The organism is Nodosilinea sp. FACHB-141, assembly GCF_014696135.1.
In the GTDB taxonomy this organism is placed as follows: Bacteria; Cyanobacteriota; Cyanobacteriia; order Phormidesmidales; family Phormidesmidaceae; genus Nodosilinea.
This window is the reverse complement of the sequence record NZ_JACJPP010000024.1, coordinates 20,059-41,279: the sequence shown is the minus strand read 5'-3', so window position 1 is coordinate 41,279 and position 21,221 is coordinate 20,059. Positions and strand designations below refer to the sequence as shown.

18 protein-coding genes and 1 pseudogene are annotated in these 21,221 nt (G+C 56.0%); 10 read left to right on the top strand and 9 right to left on the bottom strand.

Annotated elements, in window-relative coordinates; genetic code table 11:
• The 6 genes from H6F59_RS24260 to H6F59_RS24235 all read left to right on the top strand — a co-directional run.
• Window positions 1-180 (top strand): hypothetical protein (locus H6F59_RS24260; RefSeq protein WP_190706986.1); only part of this gene is annotated, 180 nt, incomplete at its 5' end.
• 131 nt (window positions 181-311) lie between these two features.
• Window positions 312-782, top strand: a complete 471-nt coding sequence (locus tag H6F59_RS24255; RefSeq protein ID WP_190706982.1) for a hypothetical protein — start codon at window positions 312-314, stop codon at window positions 780-782.
• Window positions 783-811: 29 nt separating this feature from the next.
• Window positions 812-1,510, top strand: coding sequence for a hypothetical protein (locus tag H6F59_RS24250; RefSeq protein WP_190706979.1), 699 nt, complete (start codon window positions 812-814; stop codon window positions 1,508-1,510).
• Between the two features lie 53 nt (window positions 1,511-1,563).
• Window positions 1,564-2,997 carry a hypothetical protein gene (locus H6F59_RS24245; protein WP_190706976.1) on the top strand — a complete coding sequence of 478 codons (1,434 nt, stop codon included), beginning with the start codon at window positions 1,564-1,566 and terminating at the stop codon, window positions 2,995-2,997.
• 163 nt (window positions 2,998-3,160) lie between these two features.
• Window positions 3,161-3,391 (top strand): hypothetical protein, encoded by a 231-nt coding sequence (locus H6F59_RS24240; protein ID WP_190706972.1) that lies wholly within the window; start codon window positions 3,161-3,163, stop codon window positions 3,389-3,391.
• A 313-nt stretch (window positions 3,392-3,704) separates the two neighbouring features.
• Entirely contained in the window at window positions 3,705-6,431 is a 2,727-nt protein-coding gene (locus H6F59_RS24235; RefSeq protein WP_190706970.1) for a TIR domain-containing protein, read from the top strand.
• 597 nt (window positions 6,432-7,028) lie between these two features.
• Here H6F59_RS24235 and H6F59_RS24230 read toward each other — a convergent pair.
• The 3 genes from H6F59_RS24230 to H6F59_RS24220 form a co-directional block, all read right to left on the bottom strand.
• Window positions 7,029-7,523 (bottom strand): DMT family transporter, encoded by a 495-nt coding sequence (locus H6F59_RS24230; RefSeq protein ID WP_190706967.1) that lies wholly within the window; start codon window positions 7,521-7,523, stop codon window positions 7,029-7,031.
• Between the two features lie 6 nt (window positions 7,524-7,529).
• Entirely contained in the window at window positions 7,530-8,024 is a 495-nt protein-coding gene (locus H6F59_RS24225; protein WP_190706964.1) for a DMT family transporter, read from the bottom strand.
• A gap of 73 nt (window positions 8,025-8,097) precedes the next feature.
• Window positions 8,098-9,000, bottom strand: coding sequence for an NAD-dependent epimerase/dehydratase family protein (locus H6F59_RS24220; protein ID WP_190706961.1), 903 nt, complete (start codon window positions 8,998-9,000; stop codon window positions 8,098-8,100).
• A 104-nt stretch (window positions 9,001-9,104) separates the two neighbouring features.
• Here H6F59_RS24220 and H6F59_RS24215 point away from each other — a divergent pair, with 104 nt between their 5' ends.
• Entirely contained in the window at window positions 9,105-9,605 is a 501-nt protein-coding gene (locus H6F59_RS24215) for a MarR family winged helix-turn-helix transcriptional regulator (RefSeq protein ID WP_190706958.1), read from the top strand.
• Window positions 9,606-9,661: 56 nt separating this feature from the next.
• Complete coding sequence (locus tag H6F59_RS24210; protein WP_190706955.1) at window positions 9,662-10,207, top strand: DUF1349 domain-containing protein; 546 nt, start codon at window positions 9,662-9,664, stop codon at window positions 10,205-10,207.
• A gap of 260 nt (window positions 10,208-10,467) precedes the next feature.
• On the opposite strand, the pseudogene H6F59_RS27745 reads toward H6F59_RS24210, so the two are convergent.
• From H6F59_RS27745 to H6F59_RS24180, 6 genes and pseudogenes are all read right to left on the bottom strand, one after another.
• Window positions 10,468-10,718, bottom strand: a pseudogene (locus H6F59_RS27745) (precorrin-8X methylmutase); the annotation flags it as partial.
• A 173-nt stretch (window positions 10,719-10,891) separates the two neighbouring features.
• Window positions 10,892-11,521 carry an ABC transporter ATP-binding protein gene (locus tag H6F59_RS24200; RefSeq protein ID WP_190706951.1) on the bottom strand — a complete coding sequence of 210 codons (630 nt, stop codon included), beginning with the start codon at window positions 11,519-11,521 and terminating at the stop codon, window positions 10,892-10,894.
• Complete coding sequence (locus H6F59_RS24195; protein ID WP_190706947.1) at window positions 11,508-12,437, bottom strand: ABC transporter ATP-binding protein; 930 nt, start codon at window positions 12,435-12,437, stop codon at window positions 11,508-11,510. Before H6F59_RS24195 ends, H6F59_RS24200 begins: the two co-directional genes overlap by 14 nt.
• A 2-nt stretch (window positions 12,438-12,439) precedes the next feature.
• Complete coding sequence (locus tag H6F59_RS24190) at window positions 12,440-13,300, bottom strand: ABC transporter permease (protein WP_190706944.1); 861 nt, start codon at window positions 13,298-13,300, stop codon at window positions 12,440-12,442.
• The gene (locus H6F59_RS24185; RefSeq protein WP_190706939.1) at window positions 13,297-14,295 is read right to left on the bottom strand and encodes an ABC transporter permease; all 999 of its coding nucleotides are present in this window, start codon (window positions 14,293-14,295) and stop codon (window positions 13,297-13,299) included. The genes H6F59_RS24190 and H6F59_RS24185 overlap by 4 nt, the downstream gene beginning before the upstream one ends.
• Window positions 14,286-15,911, bottom strand: a complete 1,626-nt coding sequence (locus H6F59_RS24180) for an ABC transporter substrate-binding protein (protein WP_190706936.1) — start codon at window positions 15,909-15,911, stop codon at window positions 14,286-14,288. Before H6F59_RS24180 ends, H6F59_RS24185 begins: the two co-directional genes overlap by 10 nt.
• Before the next feature lie 1,871 nt (window positions 15,912-17,782).
• On the opposite strand from H6F59_RS24180, the gene H6F59_RS24175 reads away from it, so the two are divergent.
• Together H6F59_RS24175 and H6F59_RS24170 are read left to right on the top strand one after the other, a co-directional pair.
• Complete coding sequence (locus H6F59_RS24175; RefSeq protein WP_190706932.1) at window positions 17,783-20,413, top strand: hypothetical protein; 2,631 nt, start codon at window positions 17,783-17,785, stop codon at window positions 20,411-20,413.
• 242 nt (window positions 20,414-20,655) lie between these two features.
• Window positions 20,656-21,195: a tyrosine-type recombinase/integrase gene (locus tag H6F59_RS24170; RefSeq protein WP_190706929.1), complete on the top strand. Its 540-nt coding sequence runs from the start codon at window positions 20,656-20,658 to the stop codon at window positions 21,193-21,195.
• Window positions 21,196-21,221 lie beyond the last annotated feature (26 nt).

The window sequence follows — 21,221 nt, the reverse complement described above, 5'->3', positions numbered from 1 at the left end:
AAGCAGGCCCAAGGTGCGATTGCAGCCAAGGCGCAGGAGTTAGCTCTAGAGCAGCGCCTCTATCGCTTACAAACAGCGCAGATTGACCAGGCACAGACCGACGAAACGACTGCCTTAGCCGATGCCCTGGCGCAGCTACAAAGCCTGGGAAAGCCCACCGAGGCCGATACCGCTGCCTAATTCTGTTTGCCCTAGCTCTCGCTGGGGCTGCGATCGCGCTTTTCGTTGCCCACTAAGAACCCCCAGCCGGTTGGCAGACCAGGGCTGGGGGCTGGCCCGAAAACCATTACGTAAACGGACATACCGACATTATGAAACCGATCCACGGTGTATTCGCCCTGGCCATCATTGGCACCGCGATACCCAGCGTTAGCAACCTTGGCAACTTCGCCTCGAAAGTCACCACCGCCCGTGCCGAGGCCAGTCGTATCGGCGATGACATGACTGAGCTCACCCTGAGCCAGCAGGAGCAGGCACAAAAAAACGAGGTGGCGATCGCCCGCTATCAAGACGGCTGCATCCCAGTGGTGAGTGTCGACCAGCAGCGCTATGTCTCCCTCGTGCTCAACCTTCCAGTCATAGACAGCGCTTCCAATCAACCCATTCCAGTAGGCTCGATTGTCTGCGATGCCCACGGCAACACCGGCGTCATTACCGACGACGACAGCGACACCAGCACTCCAGGCGTCACTCAAAAGATGGCCTTTACCGGCGATAAGTCCCTAGTCGATTGGCGCATGAACCAGTACCAGGGGGCCGCCTACTACATGCCCTCAAACTAAGCCCAGCACACCTTTGGAGGATCGAACCCATGACGACCTATTACGGAAAAAACTGGTCAGCCCGTTCCCAAGATTCAGAGACCAAATCCTCAAAACGCAGTCAAAACTCAGGGGCCAAGACAGCACGACAGCTGCTTTACTGGCTGGCGATCTGCGTGGCCTGCATCGTGGCCGCCGCCAATATGCTGCCCTACTGCAAAGCGGTATCCCTGGCCCTGGTCAACATCTTCGACCTGCAAGGCCTGGTAGGCTTCTTTGGCAACCGCGCCCTGGCCCTCATCTCAATCCCCACTGGGGCCATGCTGTGGGCCTTCATCCAGACGGCAGAAACTTACCCCATTCTGCTGAAGCACGACCGCAAGCTGATGCGTCTGATTGCCCTCGAGGCCGATACCGCGGACCAGCTCCAGGTAAATGAAGACGACGATCCCGCCCTCGTGCGCCTCAAGGAGTGGTACAACCGCTTCCCTCTGCTCAGCATCCGCACCGCCAACCGGGCTAGCCTGGCAGCTTATATCGTCGATACCTGCATTTGCTTAACCGTCTTCCCTCCCGTTGATGGCGGGTTTGGGCAGCTGGTGTTTGTCATCTTCACCGGCCAATGGGGGCTGATCAACTGGGGCTCTGTCGGTCTGATCGTCACCATGCTGTTCTGCTTTGAGCTGATGGTGCGCTTCATCTTGTTTCTGGGTCTGCAATGGCACTACCTGAAACGGGCCCACGGTTAGAACACACGGCAACCGGGGGCAACGATGCCCCCTTACTTTTTGGTGAAACCATCATGAGCAATTTAGTCAAAACCCACCCCCTCTGGATTGATACCGCCGAAGATGCCGCTGAAGGGATGCACAACCCCAAACTCTATATCGGGGGTGGCTTAGCCGGTGGTCTTGTGCTCGGTAGCCTGCTGAATCCCCTCACGGGCCTAGCGGCGCTGGCCTATGGTCTCTACCTGGCCTGGGACGCTAATGAGCGCAACAGCGACCAAATCGAGGCCGTCAGCGATGGGCTAATTGCCCACCTGCTGGATAAAAAGCAGCTGCGAGCGTACCAGGGCGAGGTCGGTGCCGACCAGGTCCAGGCAGAACTAGCCCAGGCGATCGCTCGTGAGCTCAGGCTCTCAGACGAGGCTGAAACATTGGCCAAGTCGCTAGGGTTGCTGGGTAAACCAAAGGCACGGCCACAACTGCCCCCAAAGCCCCTGGAGGCAGCCTCACCTAGCCCCTCATTGGCTAATGCTGCCCCGGTGCCGTTTGTCCCGATCCAACTTGACCCCGACTGCCCTCACTTCCTGCTGCTGGCGGGTAGCCGGGAGGGCAAAAGCAACGCCCTCCGCTGCTTGCTCGACGGCCACGCTCGCGTCAACTACGTGAGCACCAAGGCCACCGACCAGGTGCCGGCCCACTGGGAGGGCTACGTGCTCTGGGGCACGCCTGATGAGAAGGGTAAGCAGCTGCAATGGTTGCTCGCCCAATGGGGGGCGAAGCTGGCTGCCCATGCTGAGGGCACCGATACCGAGCCGGAGTGGTTCGTCTTCGATGAGGCGATTCAAATTCGGACCTATGCCAAGCGCAGCAAGGTGAAAGGCCTAGCTGATGCTCTCGCTGGGCTACAGATTGAGATTGCCACCCAGGGGGCGGCGATCGCGGCCTATGGGGTGCTGCTGGCTCAGACCAAAAACGCAGGGCCGTTGGGTATCGACCTTGACCTGTTGCAGCAAAACTTCAGGATGGTGCTGCCCCTGAAAAGTAGGCGGCGGTTGGCCCTCTCGGTGATTGAAAAGATGGGCGGGCTACGGCTCACCACTGAGCAACGCGAGGAAATTCTCAGCAACCCTAACCGCTACTTGCAGCTGTGGCTGGGTGAGGATGAGGACATCTACCACGATGTCTTACCCGAGTTTCAAGGGAAGTTGAAGCCCCTAATTAAATGCCCCCTTGGGGATGGCACCAGCGCACCGCAGCAGCCTCAGCGGCAACCCCAGGAAACGACCGAACCCAAACCCCTAGGCTTGAGGATTTTGGATTACCTGAAGGGGCACGGCGAGGCCAAGACGGCGAGGGAAATTAGAGGCGCTTGCACTCGCTCAACTGATAGCCCCAGGGCATCGGTTGATGAGGTACGAGACATCTTAGTCCTGATGATTTCCGAGGGCCAAATTACGCGGTATGAGGATGGGAGCACTGAGCGCTACCAGGTAACTGGCACAATCTAGGTGTGGGCGTGGGTGAGCCAAAAATAAGGGTGTGGGTGCCCTCGCCCACGGCTGCCCACACCCACCCACACCGCCCTCGCCCACGCTTGAGCGCCCACGCCGCCCACACCTAACTGTCACACGCTCAGCAGAGCTATTTAGGAATAGCAAATATGTCCTGGCAATGCCCTTACACCCCTCTCGAATTGCACCAGCTCAACCCCACGGTTTTGCCTACGGCGATCGCGTTGTCTTGCCCGATGGCCGGTTAGGCACTGTGTCTAAGGTGGGCTATAAATACGGTCACGTCGATGCTGATACCGGGGCTGATTGGAAAGGCTACCTCACCGAGCTAAGGCCAGCGATACCCGATGAAGTAGGACAGCCCAGGATGCAGCAATTGAGTTTGCTGTAGCGCGATCTTGCAGAGACTCAACAAAAACCCCCACAGGCCAGCGGTGCCGGTGGGGGTTAGTTATTAGGGTGCATCTACGATTCAGGATTCCTGCCCGCTGCTTACCCATGGTGCCCTCGTCAGTGGGGGCGGTAGCAGGGGTAAGCTATTTGGCGTAAATGGAATTTCACATCTGCCCCTGGCGATCGCTGGGGGCTTTGTTTTAATTGCCCTCGGTCGGAAGTCAAGGGATGGGCAACCGGATAGCTGCGCCGGGAGGCAACTACTCAACCTTACGTATATAAAAGGGGTATCTGCCTAATTTTGGTCGCCTATGGCCGCCCTGCCCCGCATCTTCATCTGCTACGCCCGCAGCGACAATGCCAGCGACGACCCTAGCCAACGCTGGCTTGATCGCCTGCTGCAAATGCTAGGGTCGCTGGAGCTCCAAGGGCTGGCTAAAGCTTGGGCTGACAACGACGTAGAACCGGGAGAAGACTGGCACTGCACCATTCAGGCTAGCCTGGAGCAGGCGGTGGCGGCGGTGCTGCTGGTCAGCCCAGCGTTTTTGGCCTCGGAGTACATCCACAATAACGAGCTGCCGGTGCTGCTAAAAAACGCCCAGCAGCGGGGCGTCGTCATTTTGCCGCTGATTGTGCGCCACAGCCTCTACGACGAGATCACTTTTAAGTATCCCGACCCGGTGCAGGGGCCAGAGGAAATCGCCCTGGCCTCGATTCAGGCGGTAAACTCGGTGAGCCGTCCTCTCACAGCCATGCCCCAGACCGAGCAAGATGAAACTTTGCTGAAGCTGGCCCGCCGCCTCAAAGCAATTGTTGAAAACCAACTCGCCCCGCTGCCGCCCCCGCCCGAGCCTCACCAGGGCCTGGGAGCCTTTACTGCCGACACGCAGGAGTTTTTCTTTGGTCGTCAGGCGGAGGTACAGGAGCTGGTAGACAGGCTGGCCGAGGCCGAGCTGCGAGCGGAATGCAGCCGCATTGCCAACCTGCCCGGAGCGAATGCTGTAGACAAAACCCTGCTGACTATCAAGGCGTTGAGCACTAGCCTCAATGCTCTGCAAGGCGAGGTGATCGCCCCAGTGCAAGACGCCCTGCACCGCGCTTTTACCCACCCTTGCGAACGGCTACGGCTGGAGGGTCATTCGCTCTTGGTTCATACGGTGGCCTTTAACCCTACTGGGGACCGTATCGTCTCCGGCGGCGACGACGGCACCCTACGCCTTTGGAACCTCGACGGGCAGCAGATCGGCGGTGCCTTTGAGGGCCATACCAGAGACGTTTTGTCGGTGGCTTTTAGCCCTACTGGAGATCGCATTGTCTCCGCTGGCAGCGACGGCACCCTGCGCCTGTGGGACCTCGACGGACGGCAGATCGGCGGTCCCTTTGAGGGCCACTCTGGCCCAGTTGTGTCGGTGGCCTTTAGCCCTACTGGAAATTGCATTGTCTCCGCCAGTGACGACCGCACCCTGCGCCTTTGGAACCTCGACGGGCAGCAGATCGGCGGTGCCTTTGAGGGCCATACCAGAAACGTTTTGTCGGTGGCCTTTAGCCCCACCGGGAACTACATTGTCTCCGCCAGCCGGGACGGCACCCTGCGCCTGTGGGATCTCGACGGGCGGCAGATCGGCGGCGCCTTTGAGGGCCACTCTGGCCCGGTTTTCTCGGTGGCCTTTAGCCCCACTGGAAATTGCATTATCTCCGCTGGCAGCGACCGCACCCTACGCCTATGGGACCTCGACGGGCGGCAGATCGGCAGTCCCTTTGAAGGCCACTCTGGCCCGGTTTTCTCGGTGGCCTTTAGCCCCACCGGAGATCGCATTGTCTCCGCTAGCCGGGACGGCACCCTGCGCCTATGGGACCTCGACGGGCGGCAGATCGGTGGTCCCTTTGAAGGCCACTCCGACGCGGTTTGGGCAGTGGCCTTTAGCCCCACTAGGGATCGCATTGTCTCCGCTGGTAGCGATGGCACCCTACGCCTGTGGGACCTCGACGGGCGGCAGATCGGCAGTCCCTTTGAAGGTCACTCTGACGCGGTTTTGTCCGTGGCCTTTAGCCCCACTGGGGATCGCATTGTCTCTGCCGGCGGCGATGGCACCCTACGCCTATGGGACCTCGACGGGCGGCAGATCGGTGGTCCCTTTGAAGGCCACTCCGACGCGGTTTGGGCAGTGGCCTTTAGCCCCACTGGAAATTGCATTATCTCCGCTGGCGTCGACCGCACCCTGCGCCTGTGGGACCTCGACGGGCGGCAGATCGGTGGTCCCTTTGAAGGCCACTCCAACATTGTTTTGTCGGTGGCCTTTAGCCCCACTGGGGATCGCATTGTCTCCGCTGGTAGCGATGGTACCCTACGCCTGTGGGACCTTGACGGGCAGCAGATCGGCGGTCCCTTTGAAGGCCACTCCAACTCGGTTTGGGCAGTGGCCTTTAGCCCCACTGGAAACTGCATTGTCTCCGCTGGCACCGACCGCACCCTGCGCCTGTGGGACCTCGACGGACGGCAGATCGGCGGTCCCTTCGAAGGCCACTCCGACGCGGTTTGGGCAGTGGCCTTTAGCCCCACTAGGGATCGCATTGTCTCCGCTGGCACCGACCGCACCCTGCGCCTGTGGGACCTCGACGGGCGGCAGATCGGCGGTCCCTTTGAGGGCCACTCCGACGCGGTTTTCTCGGTGGCCTTTAGCCCCACTGGAGATCGCATTGTCTCCGCCAGCCGCGACCGCACCCTGCACCTGTGGGACCTCGACGGGCAGCAGATCGGCGGCGCCTTTGAAGGCCACTCCGACGCGGTTTTCTCGGTGGCCTTTAGCCCCACTGGAGATCGCATTGTCTCCGCCAGCCGCGACCGCACCCTGCGCCTGTGGCCAGGGGGCAGTTGGACAGACTGGCTGCACACCTGCTGTAGCCGTCTTATACACCATCCCCGCTTTACCCGGTCCACTAGCGACAGCGATCGCCAAGCCTGCCAGGTCTGCCAAGACTACGTGTGGACCAAGGCAGAGCTAGCGGAGTTTCGTCAGGCCCAGGCCCTTGCCCAGTGAGGTCATTCGTAGACCCGCGACCGTTCCCTGTAGCCCAAGGCCAAGTTTGCTTTGGTGAGCCACTACCCCTGGTAAATCTCTCGCTTGAACCGGTTGGGGTGGTTAAGAGTCGTTGCGCTAGGTCATGCTTCAGGTCGTGCAGGCGGTAGGCGCGTTGATTGCCAGTTTGTTTTGCCCTTGGCCCTTGATGTAAATGACACGTTATCTACATCAAGGTGGCTGACAACGTAGACAATATTCCTGCAGACACCTCTAGTCCCCTGGAGAAACAACCTGCACTGCCAAAGGGGCTAGTGAAGAAGTCGTAAGGCTAGATGTGAGGTAAGCCAGAATGGCTAGTTGCGCGCGCAGGCAACTACTCTGCTAATCTGCGACCTAAGCTTGCAAAACTTACTCAATTTCACCACGCGAGCTCGGTGAGCTGGTGAGGCTAGGAGGAGGCTCTATCGGCGATCGCCCCCATCAGCCTAGCTCTACAAGTGCTCCCAAAACTCTCAGCGTTGTTTTCTGCACCCTGATACCGAGAAGTATTCATCCGGTGAAAGGTCGACCGCGTCAGCACCAACCCATGCAAAGGCGCAGAGATAACACTCCCGACTAGCGATCGCACGACGAAACTGAACGGGCATCGGGGGCAGGGCTATTACGGTCGAGCTGGGTCAGAGTGACTGCCCCCAGCAGCAACCCAATCGCCACCACGCGGGCCGCGCTGATAGGGTGGGGTGCCAGGCCAAACCAACCCCACTGATCAATCACCAGCGATAGCACCATTTGGCTGCACACCACCGCCAGGGTAGTGGTCGTCAGCCCCAGTTGCGACACCACCAGCGTATTCACTGTCACATAGATAGCCCCCAGACCGCCCCCACCAAAGGCCCACCACGGCACCTGCCCCAGTCGATCTAACTGTTGCGGGCCAAATACCCACAGCACCAGCAGCAGCGTTAGCGTACTCGATCCCACCATAAAATTGATAGCCGCAGCGGCAATAGGAGAATGCAGGGTTTGCCGCAGTTGGGCATTGGCCGCCGCGCCCACTGACAAAAATCCACCTCCCGACGCTGCACCCAACAGCGCAATTAACATATCCATCGATCATTACCTCGGTTGAGTGAGCAAAAAGAGCGAAACAGTTAACAGCCCTAGGGCAACGCGACGATGGGGCGTCAGACGATGCCGGGGCACACCCAACCAACCATGGTGGTCGGTGATGACGCCCACGATCGCCTGCCCGCCCACCACTAAACCCAAGGTGAGCGTCGTCCCCAGCACCGAAACAAAGTAGGTGCTAGAGGTGATGTACCAGGCCCCCAACACGCCCCCCACCCAGCTCCAGCGGGGAGTTTGGCCCAGGGCTGACCAATCCGGCGGATCAAACCGACCGCTCAACAGCAGGGCCATGAGCACAACGGTGCCCGTCAGGTAGGAGATATCTGCCGCCAGGGGTACTGAGTCGAGCGATCGCGCTAATTGGGCATTCAAGCTAGCTTGAATGGGCAACAGCGCCCCACTCCCCAGGGCTAGCCCCAAAAAGAGACAAATTTGGCAGCGAGAAGCCACCTTTTGCAAATCAGACAAGCGCAGGGAAACCATTGAGAAATTGCCTCGAAAAAACTTCAGTTTGGGTCAAGCCTGAAAGGCATTGTGTCTAGCGTCGGTTTCAGACTTAAGCCGCGATCGCTCCTAATCGATAGGATCCCTGGGTCAATTCAGTCAGTACCGAAGGGGCCACTGGCACCCAATTAAGCAAATGCCTAGCGCGATCGCCTGATACCCGTTGATCGAGCGCTAGGGCATCCGCCAGGTCGCCCCAAGTTTGGTGGGCCTCGTCTAGTGAAAGCCTTTGCAATCGCTCTCCAATGCCAACGGCCTCAGCAGTGGCCAAGGCCACCCGGCCCATGGCTACCGACTCCCCGCTGGCACCAATCAGCACCGTACCCGCTGGAGCCTGCTCCAGCGCGGCAACATACAGCATTGCCAGGTCATCCACATGCACGAACGACCAGGCATTCTGCCCAGCGCCAATCACGGGCACGGCACCCTGGCTTTGTCCAGTCCGGGTGAGCATAGCCAGCAGCCCGCCGCCATGGCCATAGACCAGGGCCGGACGAATCACCAGCGATCGCACTCCCTGTTCCGCCGCAGCTAGCACGAGGTCTTCTACCCCAGGTCGCCAGGCTACCAGCGGGGGCGGATTGAGGGGAAACGTTTCATCGGCAACGGTTGCCCCGGTATTGCCCATCACCCAGATGCCGCTGGTGTAAATGAAAGGCTTTTGGGTACCAGCCAGAGCTGCTAGCAGGGTTTCGACGGCCTGCCGGTCAACTGCGGCCATGGCGGCATCATTAGTGGCAGCGGTGTGAATGACGGCATCCACCTGGGTCGCCGCCTGCCGCAGACTTTCCCCATCGGTCAAGTCGCCCCAATGGGGTCGAATTTCTGATGACTCAAGCCGCTGGACGGTTGCCGCCGACCGAGCCAGAGCAACAACTCGGTGCCCCTTGGCCTGCAAGGCACGGGCAACGGCACTGCCAATGTAGCCGGTGGCGCTGGTGAGTAATACGTTCATGGCTAATCCTTCGGGCATTTGCTTGCTTAAAAACTATCTCGATATCAAGATAGTGAGCATAAAGATGAATGTCAAGAGTCTCGATATCAAGATATAATCACTCCATGAACTTAGACAGAATCGACCACATTCTTGAGCAGTGGCAGCACGAGCTACCCCAGGTAGATGTCTCACCTCTAAGCGTGATTGGCCGGGTGCTGCGCATTGCCCGTCTACTCGAAAAACATCGCGAAGCCCTGCTGGCCGAGTTTGGGCTGAGCGTTTGGTCCTTTGATCTGCTGGCTACCCTACGCCGCCAGGGGCCGCCCTATCAGCTCAAGCCCACGGATTTGTATAGCCTGCTGATGCTATCGTCTGGGGCAATGACCAACCGCATCGACCGCCTAGAGCAGGACGGCCTTGTAGAGCGCCTCAGGGATGCGGGCGATCGCCGCAGCGTGATTGTGCAGCTCACTTCTAAAGGTATTGAGCTAGCCAATGCGGTGATGCCAGTCTTGTTTGCCAAAGAACACGAACTGCTGGCACAATTTGCTACTCCCAACGAGCTAGACCTACTCGTGCCGCTCCTCAGGCAGTTCCTGCTGTCTCTAGAAGAGACGGTCTAGGCTCGCTGCATAACCCCGTCTCTCTTTTTGTCGTTTGAACGCTGTGAGAAAACCCCATGCAATGGCTCAATGAACCGCCCCAGTGGGCACAAACCGACCAGCAAATTACCCTCACTACCGCCCCCAACACTGACTTTTGGCGGATTACCCACTATGGCTTTATTCGCCACAGCGGTCACTTTTTCTACGAAACTATCACCGGAGACTTCGTAGCCGAGGTCACGATTGTGGGACAGTATCGCGACCTCTACGACCAAGCGGGGCTGATGGTGCACATTGACAACAACCACTGGCTGAAAGCGGGTATTGAGTACGTGAACGGAGTGCAAAACCTGAGCGCCGTCGTCACCCATGACTACTCTGACTGGTCGATGGTGGCGCTAACCAAGGCCCCTGAAACGCTGCGGCTGCGGCTAGAACGGCGGGGCGAGGCGATTGAGCTACTCTACAGGGATGAAAACGGTGACTTCAGGCCCTTTCGGTTGACCTACTTCCAAGACGCGCCCGCCCTTCAGATAGGCATCATGGCTGCTTCCCCCGAAGGAGATGGCTTTGAGGTGACCTTTGCCGGTTACGCTATACAGCCGTCTATCGAGGCATAGTGCTAGTCCGTTTTGGCTAATACTAAGGAGGCCGGTTAGTCTAGCCCTTGCATAGCTGTAGTGATGACAGATTGAATAGCTGCCCCGCGCCGTAGAGCAGCATCACAATCTCTCTTGGCAGCTCTTTTGTGAGTAAGGGCGTGGGGCAAGTCAGATTGGCTAATTGCGCGCAGGCAACTACTCAACGTGGAATGTATAGCTTCGGGCTTAGGCGGAAACGAGAGAATGCGGATTTTGCGCGACTGGGACAGGGATTGAAGCTAAGAACGGGTCAGGTAACAGTGACAATCCGGCTTTTCAATGAGCATTTCTACTAGAGAATTTAACGCCACTGATGCTAAAAGCCCACCGCCGAGGCTGCCTTAATTGTGATGTGAGCAACTTTTGTCGCCGCCAGTCGCCGCTTTGCCGCTGAGGCATAGCTAAACCCAATCGGCATGCCAATGACGAGGGCGGGCTCGATTTGCTGCTGCTCAATCAGCTAGCAGGCTGTAAGCCACACTAAGGGGGCGCACACGATGCCTGGGCCGTCGGGCTCAGAGCGTGGTCAAACAAAACATAGTGTTTGCCCTTGGGTTTATCGTGATTCTGCTGATTTCGAATTTTCCAAGCAATTTGACGTTGCCCTTGGGCGTGCTAGGGCACGAAGGCTCGACGGTAATCGTGACGCTGAGCGGGCTGCGGCTACTGAGAAATTAGAGTGCGGTGGTCTTGTGTGGCGGCCAAATCGAGGATGCGGTCGCACAGCCGCCTCATCAGAGGCCAATCGTGGCTGACCACCAAAACCCCGATCTGATGGGAGCGGGTGTAGGCCAGAACGGCCTGCCAGATCAGCGCCTGGGTGTTGGCGTCGAGCATGGCCGTCATTTCGTCGGCGATCAGGTAGCGGGTCTGGGGGTTGAGGGTGCGGGCGATCGCAATTCGCTGCAGCTCACCGCCGCTCAGCTCGTGGGGGTAGCGGCTGAGCCAGCCAGGGTGAATGCCCAGAGCATCGAGCTGATGCATCTGGGGGGGATGGCCTTCGCGCAAAATCTGGTCGATGCGCCAGCGCGGGTTGACCGCCAGCTCCGGATTTTGAAAAACGAGCTGCACTGGGCAGTACCGCCGGGCAGGAAGCGGCTGCTCGTCTACGCTCACCCCGCCTTGGGTGGGCATCAAATAGCCTGCCAACAGCTTAGCTAGGGTTGTTTTGCCAAAGCCAGAAGGGGCCATCAGTCCGACGACTTCGCCCGGTTTCACGGTCAGAGACTGGGACTGCACCACCCAGGGCAGCTGGGGCGCATAGCGAAACCAAAGTCCTTCACCGGTCAGCATGAATGCACCTCACTAAACCACCTCGCACTGCCCGCAGCGCCGGTCGCTCGGGCAGACAGGCCTCTGTCATCCAGGGGCAGCGATCGCTAAACAGGCAGCCCACCGGCAGCGCCTCAGGGCTGGGCTGGTTACCGGGTACCGGCGCAAAATCATTTTGGGGCAGCGATCGCCAGAGCGCCTGGGTGTAGGGGTGACGCAGGTTCCTGGTAGCAAAGTCCTGAGCCGAGGCGATCTCTGCGGTCGTGCCGGCGTAAAACACCGCTACCCGGTCAGCCACCATCAGCGCCGCTTGAATGTCGTGGGTAATGAGAATTACCCCGCGCCCTTCCTGGGCCAACTCCCGCAGGTGATTCAGGGTTTCGACCACCACATCGGGGTGCAGGCCAGGAGTGGGTTCGTCGGCAATCACCAGGTCGGCCTGGCTGACCACCGCCGTAGACACCAGCACCCGCCGCGCCATTCCCCCCGACACCTGAAACGGGTAGCAGCGACCGGTCTGGGGCGGCAAGTCGTAGCGATGAAAGGTTTGCTTCACCGTCGTTCGGGCCGCAGGCTTAGATAGGCCGTTGAGCTGGGCCACCCGCTGCACCTGCTGCCCCACCCGCATCAGCGGATCGAGGTAGCCCACCGACTGAGGAATCAGAGCAATGGCCTTGCCGCGCAGCTGCTGCCACCGTTGGGGCGTCAGCGGCTGACCCTGAAACAGCATTGTGCCGCCGACGGTCGCGTTCTCCGGCAAAATTCCCAAAATGGCGTGGGCCAGCAGGCTCTTACCCGACCCGCTAGCGCCCACCACCGCCACCACTTCCCCGGCTTTGACCTCCAAATCCAGGTCAGTGATCACCGTGAGCTGCTTGCGGCGCAGCCCCTGCTCGTACTGGGTAAACGTAACGCTGAGATTTGAAACTGACAGCATAGCTACCCCTGACTCGTCTTTGGATCGAGCAACGCCCGCAGATTTTCGCCCAGCCAGTCAAAAGCTTTGACCGACAGCAGCAGCAGCAAACCGGGCATCACCCCCAACCACCAGTAGCCGGTAGATAGGTGCCGCATCGACTCCGCCAAAATAATGCCGATGGCAGGCAGGTGCGGCGAAATGCCAATGCCGATAAACGACAGCGCTGCCTCGTGCAAAATGGCGTGGGGAAACAGCAGAATCAACCCCACCAGCAGCTGAGGAATGACGTGGGGCACCATGTGGTGGCGGGCAATCCAGGCGGGAGAGCGACCCAGCCGATGGGAGAGCTGCACATAGTCGGAGCTGTTGACCTGCAACACCTCTGCTCGAATGACGCGGGCCAGACTAGGCCAGTGGGTCAGCGCTACGGCGATGATTACCCCCCGGGTGCCGCCCCCGACCGCAAAGGCAACTAAAATCAGCAGCACCAGGTGGGGCAGGCTAAAGCACACGTCGATAATCCAGCAGATAACGGCATCAACCCAGCCGCCCAACGTGCCTGCCGCTAACCCCAGCAGAGTGGCAATCAGCGCGCTGGCGGTGGCGGCCAGCAGACCCACCCGCAGGCTGAGGGACATGCCGTGGAGCGATCGCGTCAGCATGTCTCGCCCCAACCAGTCGGTGCCAAAGGGATGGGCTAGGGAGGGGGGCTGGTTGCGCTGGGTCAATACCGGGCTAAGTCCAGCATCGCCAATCACCCAGGTGCTGAAGATGATGGCCGCTAAAAAGAAGGCACATAGCCCAATGGTCCAAAGGGTCTGCTGCCGTCGACTGCTCCGCTGTTTGGCAGCGCGAATTTGGGGAGGTGCAAGGGTGGTCATGCGGTCGTCCTGCCGCCAATGCGGATGCGTGGGTCAATCACCTGGTAAGACAGATCGGCCAAGGTATTGCCGGTGTAAACAAACAGGGCGCTAAAGAAAACGATGCCCACCAGCAGCGGCACATCGCTGCGCAACGCTGCCTGCACGGTCGCCTGCCCTAGCCCCGGATAGGCAAACACCTGCTCCACCAGCACCGAGCCGCCAAATAGCTCACTGAGGGAGGCAAATTGCAGGGTTAACGCGGGCAGCAGGATGTTCCTCAGTCCGTGGTGCCGCAAGATACCCCAGAGGCTCTCGCCCTGAGCGCGAGCAAACAGCACATAGTCGCTGTGCAGCACATCGATCAGCTTCTGGCGGGTGTGGAGGGCAATGCTGGCAATGCCAATGATGCTCAGGGCGAGGGCGGGCAGCAGCAGATGGTGCAGATGCTGCCAGAAAGTAACGTTTTGGGCCAGCACCCCCGGCGGAGCTGCACAGCAAATCGGGGTCAGCCGCAGTGACACCGAAAAGAGAATCAGCAGCAGCAGCGCCACCCAAAACGTCGGCGACGACGCCAGAGTGTAAGCATAGAGACGAATGCCCCGGTCAATCCAGGTGCCCTCAAAAGCCCCGGCCAGCACGCCCAGCACTAGCCCCAGCAGACCAGACAGGAGCCATGCGATTGCAAGCAGTTGTAGCGACACCTGAAACCGCTGGCCGATCACCTGCAAAACCGGCTGGTTAAACACCATTGAGGTGCCCCAGTTGCCCTGAATGATTTGCCCAAACCAGTCCCAAAAGCGCACAATCATCGGCTGATCCAGGCCCCAGCGCTGAGCGATCAGCTCTCGCTGGGCGGCACTGACCTGCAGCACGTCGGCCCCAACGTAGGCTTGCACCGGGTCAATGGGTGACAGGCTCATCAGGCCAAAGGTTAGCACCGCTACGGCGACCAGGAGCAGCGCCAGCCGCACTAGCTTGTAGCCGAAAAACAGCAGAATTGGCTTTAGTTGCATGTCCAGGTCCAGCTAGCAATGTTGGCAGTAACGGGCCAGCCGTGGCCGTGGGGCTCAACCTGGGGTTGGCCGATGTCCAGGCACTCGTGGACAAAGTAGGTGTGGTTGAGGTTGACCAGCCAGGCCCAGGCGGCATCGCCCTTGGCCGTGAACCCCTCCTGGCCGTCCCACTGGGCCGCTTGCCAGAATGCGATCGCTTCTGCCTCTGAAGGGGCCCCCATCGCCAGGTCTAGCCTTTGGTCAATGGCCCGGTTGGCGTAGTAGCCCGCGTTGTAAAAATCGCCCTGGGCCGCTTTGCTGTGGTAGAGGTTGTACATCTCCGTCTGGTCGTGGCTGCCCCAACCAAACAGCACCGCGTTGCTGTGCGCTAGGGGAGTAATCTCATCCCAGCTCTTGCCCTCAACATTGACCTGAATACCCACAGGCTTGAGCATTTCCGCAACCGACAACGCCAAAGCCTGGCGAGTACTGTCGCTAGCTGGGTAGAGTAGGGTGAATTCGGCCTTTAAGCCATCTTTCTCAACGACACCATCGCTATTGCTGTCGCTCCAGCCCCCATCTGCCAAAATCTGCTTAGCGCGCTCCGGGTCAGCATCTTTAATATTGGCACTCGGTTCTTCCCAAGCCAGGCCGCTTACTGGGCCGTAGGCAGGCGATCCGTAGCCCTCCAACACCCCGTCTACCAACGCCTGCCGATCCACGGCGTAGTTCACCGCCTGCCGAATTGCCCGATCTGAGGTGACGGCGTTGCCCACGGGTTTACCGTCTGGCGTAGTCTTACTCCCCCCGTCAGGAAAGGGAAACATCAGCCCCCGGTTATCCACGCTGGCAACGTCGTAGAGCTTCATGCCCTCAATGCTCTGCACCGCCAGCGACTGAGGTACGCTGACCACCTGGGCCTGTCCAGCTTGGGCCGCCGCAAAGGCAGCGTCTTCTTCGGTAAATAGAAAAACGAGTCGCCCAATTCCAGGGGCTTCGTCGTAATAGTTGGGGTTAGCTTCGACAATCAGCTGCTGCCCCTCGTCCCACTGGACAAGTTGATAGGGGCCAGAGCCAATGGGGTTGCGAGCATAGTCAGGACCATGGGCGTGCTCCGGCACAATGCCCACGGTGATCAGGCGGTTGACGAAGGTGCTTTGGGGCTGCTTCAGCCGCAGCTCCACCGTGTAGTCGTCAGTGGCGACAGCTTCTTCTAGTACCGTTACATCGGTCAGGCCGCCGCTCTCTGCTGCCTTGTTGAAGGTATAGGCAACATCGGCTGCTGTCAGCGGCTCCCCATCAGAAAACTGAGCGTCTTGGCGAATCGTCACCGTCCAGGTTCTGCCGTCTTCGCTAACGGTGTAGTCGGTCGCCAGGTCATTGACGATTTCAAGGTTTTCATCGCGCTGCAGCAATGTGCTCTGAAACAGGGGTGAACCGTAGCGGCCCCAGCCTAGGGTAGGGTCATACCCTTCCTCGCTCTCTCCTCCAATCGCCAGGACTATCTGCTCTGCAGAAGCATTGGAGGCTGGCGTAGAAGCACTTGACCCAGTTGAGCTTGAGGCACATCCGGTCAGAATTGGCCCCAGTAGGAGCACCCCTATAGACCAGGCGGGCAGTTTGAGACGTAATGCCATAGCTGCACCTATCAGTTAATTGCAAAATGAGTTGTCCCCTATGGCTTAATCAAGCATCCTGAGCAGCAAGAGGGGTTTCACGACTTTTGAGGCTACCACCGCCTGCTCTAATCAACAATCCGGGGGTGAGGGATATAAAGCAGGAGAAAACTTAAGTTTGCAATCTCATTTGCACAAATCTATGTCAAGCATTGACTAAATCGACACATTTGACCAACGCACAGCTTTTCTGAGGACTCGTGAACTATTGAGCAAAAGCTAATAAGGTTTTTGGCGACGGAAACGTCGCCCTATGCTCGTTGGTAAAATTAGAAGCAGTTCGAGCTGAATAGCTGCCCCGCGCCGCAACTACTCCACGGTTGGACCTGCTGCGAAAGACCTCTCTACACAAAGCATTCAAGTCAATAGAGAGGTTTGGCTACGACTTTTAGATAGAACAGCGGAATCAGGCTTTGAGACAACTGGCACAGAGCAGAACGGGCCAAATCTAGTCCATTTTTTAGCTCTACTGGCACAGAGCACATTTTCTCATAGCCTATGCAGTGGGGTATCGAAGTGCACTGGTCTTCCCACTTAGCTGAGCCTCTGCTCAAAAATGCTCGGCAGAGTTCTGCCAGAAAACGGGCATAACCCGGCAGAATCCTGCTGAAACGAGGTCACTTTCGGCAGAGCTCTGCCGAAACGATCGCTGAAAGCCTTGTACATCAATATCTTTGAAGCGCTACAAACAGTATTCAAACAAGATCTTTAAAACAACAAACAGCTGTGTTTTTTCTCAAAGATAAATTTGAGATGGCTCCTTATCGGTTCGACGCCAAGCTACAGCACTGATGAGCACAAGTACAGTCCGCCGCTACCAGATGGAAAGACTAACCAAAATCACTACAAGGCAAAATATTGAGCTCTACCAAGCCCCCGATCAAAATACTAACAACACTGTCAAACTGAGAGGGGCACTTCTGCCTTTTCAACAAGAAGGGGGATGACGGCTAGCCATCATCTCCCTCATTAAACGACCCAAGCAAAACCATTGCTATATAAGGATTTCAGCGATTTTGGCCGTGTTGAGCAAGGGTTTTAGCCCATCACTACCCTCAACAGCCCTTAAACCCTTACAAATCAATTATTTTACCTTGGGAAATATTGCATTACGAGCGTAATAGTATTGCGTCGTCGAACTAGACGCTCATCTAAAAACTAAATAGCTAATCATTTCCTTTATTACCTTATACAGATCATTTAATAGATCTATGCTATCACTCAAATCCAGCTAAACTATCCAATGAAATAATTCTTCAGAATCAAGTTAGAACAAGTAGTTTTGCCTTGCAGGCGTCTCTCTTCATAGCAAAAATTACATTTCTACCACAATCATAAATTTGAACAAGGTTCTACGCCAGCTGTCTAGCCTAATCATTAGCAACTAGAAAAGGTAGTCTGGCCATTAGCGCAATTATTGACCAGTACAAATAAAACTAAAGAAGCAATGGTTGCATCATATTATCGCGATAATTCGGCGATATTATCGCGATAATATCGCCGAATTATCGTCAGAGCATCACGGTATTACTGTGGGAATATCACGGGAGTACCGTGGGAATACAGCGGGAACATAAAAACCAAAAGAAAAGAGATATTTGCACTAAATTTCAGAGCAAATTAGATTGCAAATTAAAGCAACATAAAATATCATCACTATAGTATTTTTGAACTATTCGGCCAATTGATTGAGCAAGTTTGAGGTTCACGCATGCCTATGGCTTGCAACTATAAAGCCGATAGCTCAGTTTTACTAAGCAGGTTTTCATAGCAGGAATGCACATGTATCAACCTGCTATACCACTACGCAATTCTTACCTTTAGGTTTAACCATGCAAGCTAAAACACTTTGCACACGCTACTACAAACATCTTGATGAACAGGATGAAGCATCAGAAATGCACGACTTTCGGAATGCATTATTTCGTTACGCGGTCCCTGGAATGGGCGGACCATGTCCATTAGCCAACAAGCGAACCAAACTATCAAACCAGGATGTTGATGCTGGGTTATCTTTCCTAGCGAATATGAAGGCTGAAGAACTAAACCGCATCCCAGAAGTCTTGTCTCCAATATTTGAATCTAACAATACATCGCAAGCACAACAAGAGCGAGTTCGCCGCAACCTGCGAGGCCTTATTGACTGGGGACGACAACAGGGATCTCTCCCTATACCTGAAAATCTTATTCCTCTAGATCTTTGCAGTGACATCCCTGTTGGGCCTCTTAGTTCTCAGGAGCTGACTTATTCAACTCGGCAAATTGTTGAGATCTACCTGCAGCCACTAGATGAACAAATCCGAAAGTCCGCGCTTTACGCGATCGTCCAATATTTCGTACCTGGTTGTGGCGGACCGGTGCCCCTCCATAATCCTTTGAGGGTAGATGAGATTGAGGCCGGACTAACCTACCTAGAGCAGGTGCCTTTGGAATACCTGCAAGAGGCTTTGACTATTGCCACTCGGGTCTTGCGAATCTATGAGCGATCTGAAGCTCAGGAAACTCGTGTGCGTCGGCTGCTAAGGGCCTTACTAAATTCGGTTCGAGAGCATGGCTATCTGCCGTTTCCTGAACCTGAAGCTAAACCCGAATACCCTAATTCTACTGAGCCTCCAGCACCTACCGGAGAGATGGTCTACCCCAGACACGCAGCTACAACACTGGAGGCCTTTGCTGAGTACACTCTAACCCTCGATGCCAAGCAAGCCTCCTTCTTTAAAAGCATAATTGTCAGGTATATCGTGCCAGCTTTAGGTGGCCCTCACATTTCTGGGCAAAGAGCAACCGCTGAAGATTTCCAACTGGCTTTGGATTTTCTTGAGACTGTAGAAATGAACAATAATCAGCACCTACTACAGATCTTTGCTGATTACTTAGCAAGTATTTCCATCACCGATCGAAGCAAAAAAACATACATATCGAAGGTTAACAGCTGGTTAGAGTGGGCAATAGCAGAAGGTTTCTTTGGATATATTGCTAAAGCAGAAATTACCTTGCGAACCTTTAGAGATCGCCCAGTTGAAAAAAAAGCTAGCCCATCTGGTCTAAAGCTGAGTCAGGAGCAAGCACCAGTTCACCAACTTGGGGCAAAGAGGTTTCCTAATGATTACACCAACGACCGCTTGGCTCAACAAATCCTAGATTACTCTAACCATCGGGCGAACAAGCCAGGGAAAAAAGTTACCCCAGGCGCACTGAAAGGGGAAGTTGAGAAAATACGCCAATATATGGGCTGGCTTCATCGATATGAAGGTGTATCGTTAGAAGATTTATGCTTTGAGGCATTGATTTCTGTATGTCAGCTTAAATTTAGACTTAGGGATTTCGATAATTTTGAAGCATTTCGTTTTGCCGAAGAATCAGGAAAGCAGCAAGCTTATGACACAGCTGATAACGATATTAAACGCATACACAGGTATCTAGACTTTACCGGCGGAAAAGCAGCTTCTCAGCAAAAGCGAGTGAGTGTAGCAATTGCAATGGCCAAGTTTTTATATCGAGATGTTTTGGGCACGGATGAATTTCCGGTACCACAAAACATTCCGATTTTACTACGTCTGCTCAACTTACAAGCACAGCTTAAGGATGAATCTGATAGACAGCCAGCTACTGTCAATTATCACGAGAAATCGGTTCATTGGTCACAAGTTATTTATGCTATGGAGATGCAGCGGTGGCGAGTTGAACAAGACACGATTTACATCCGAAGTTCTGCAGCAAAGTTAGGTTATACCGAAAAGACACGGCCTGAAAGAGCGATGGCTCAAGAGCTACAGCGATTCTTGAGTATCGCCTTCTCTGTTATTTTTCCATCTCGGTCACGCACGTTTTATGAGCTTGAGATTGGGAAAACTTTTAAGGAAGGATACCTATACTCCAATGGCTTTATACCGGCGGATGAATTAAGGGCTAATGGAAAGGCAGACGAGATAAGATTTTATGTCCATCATGGCGTTGATGACTATAAAACTGGATCATCTATGCCGACAGTACTGCTAAACAATGATGGGTTTTGGGTAGAGCTACCTAATCTCCAGTTTGGCAACAAGGATCTCTATGGGTATGTACGTCAATGGTTAGATTGGGGACGTTCAGCACGTGGACCAGTTAATCACAATTACTTTTTCCGAATGGCACGTAGCACACGCCCAGTCCCAGGTCCTAAATCCTGGGCTGAACGTATTAAATGGATGATCGAGTGGTGGACTGGCGTCGATGTACCTCCCGCTAACCTTCGAAAAATGTTTACAGGTCAATTTCCAGAGTATCGAGAATCAGCTGCGCTTCTTCTCCAACACTCTGAGGATCGACATAAGTATGACTATGACTTGCGCACATCAGTTGAAAAGATGGCTCCTGTCGTAGAGGCTAATGTTGACTTTATCAACCAAACCTTAATGAATATCTCTCAGCAGGGAAACAAAGACTTGCCAGAGCCACCGTTAGAGGATGAAGCCGCTTAACTAAGCTTCATCATCCGACGAGCACTCCACACTTCTGCATGCCAGCTGATTGGATCCAATCAGCTGGCATTTGCTATTATCAATAACAGGGGTTACTTCTCAACAAGTTCTGGTACTTTGCTCCGATTTTGTGCCAAACCGCCGAAACCCTCACAACTCCGATAAACTGAACTTGCTAAAATATCAAAAAGAGCAAATCAACATTTTCAAGAGTAGTTTGGATCCAGTTCTGAGGTGAGCCGGTGCCGAAGCAAAATCGCCACGACCAGGCGGAAATTTGGTCGGCGGATCAGTTCGAGCAGGTGATGGGGGAACTCAGCCCTAAAATGCGATCGCTCTTCTCGATCTGCTACTACACCGGCTGCCGGGTGAGCGAGGCGCGACAGCTGCGGGCGGAGGACGTGGTAGGCAATACGCTGGTGCTGCGCAAGGCGACGACGAAGACAAAGCGGACGCGAGCAGTGCCAATTCACCCCAAGTTGAGGGCGGTGCTGGAGGCGGCAGAGTTGCCAAGTCGGGGGTATCTGTTTCCAGGGCGGGATGGGCAAGGGCCGATTACTCGGCAGGCCTGTGATGCGGCGCTGCGTAAGGCGTGCGATCTCTTAGGACTGCGGGGCTACAGCACCCACAGCAACCGGCGCACCTGGGCGACTCGGTTGGATAAGGCGGGGGTCCGGCTGAAAGCGATTCAAGACCTGGGCGGGTGGTCGTCAATGGCGGCGCTCCAGCGGTATCTCGATGTGTCGGAGGAAGAGAAGGTGGATGCGATCGCGCAGTTGTAGAGGCCAGGTGACATACCCTTATCTAG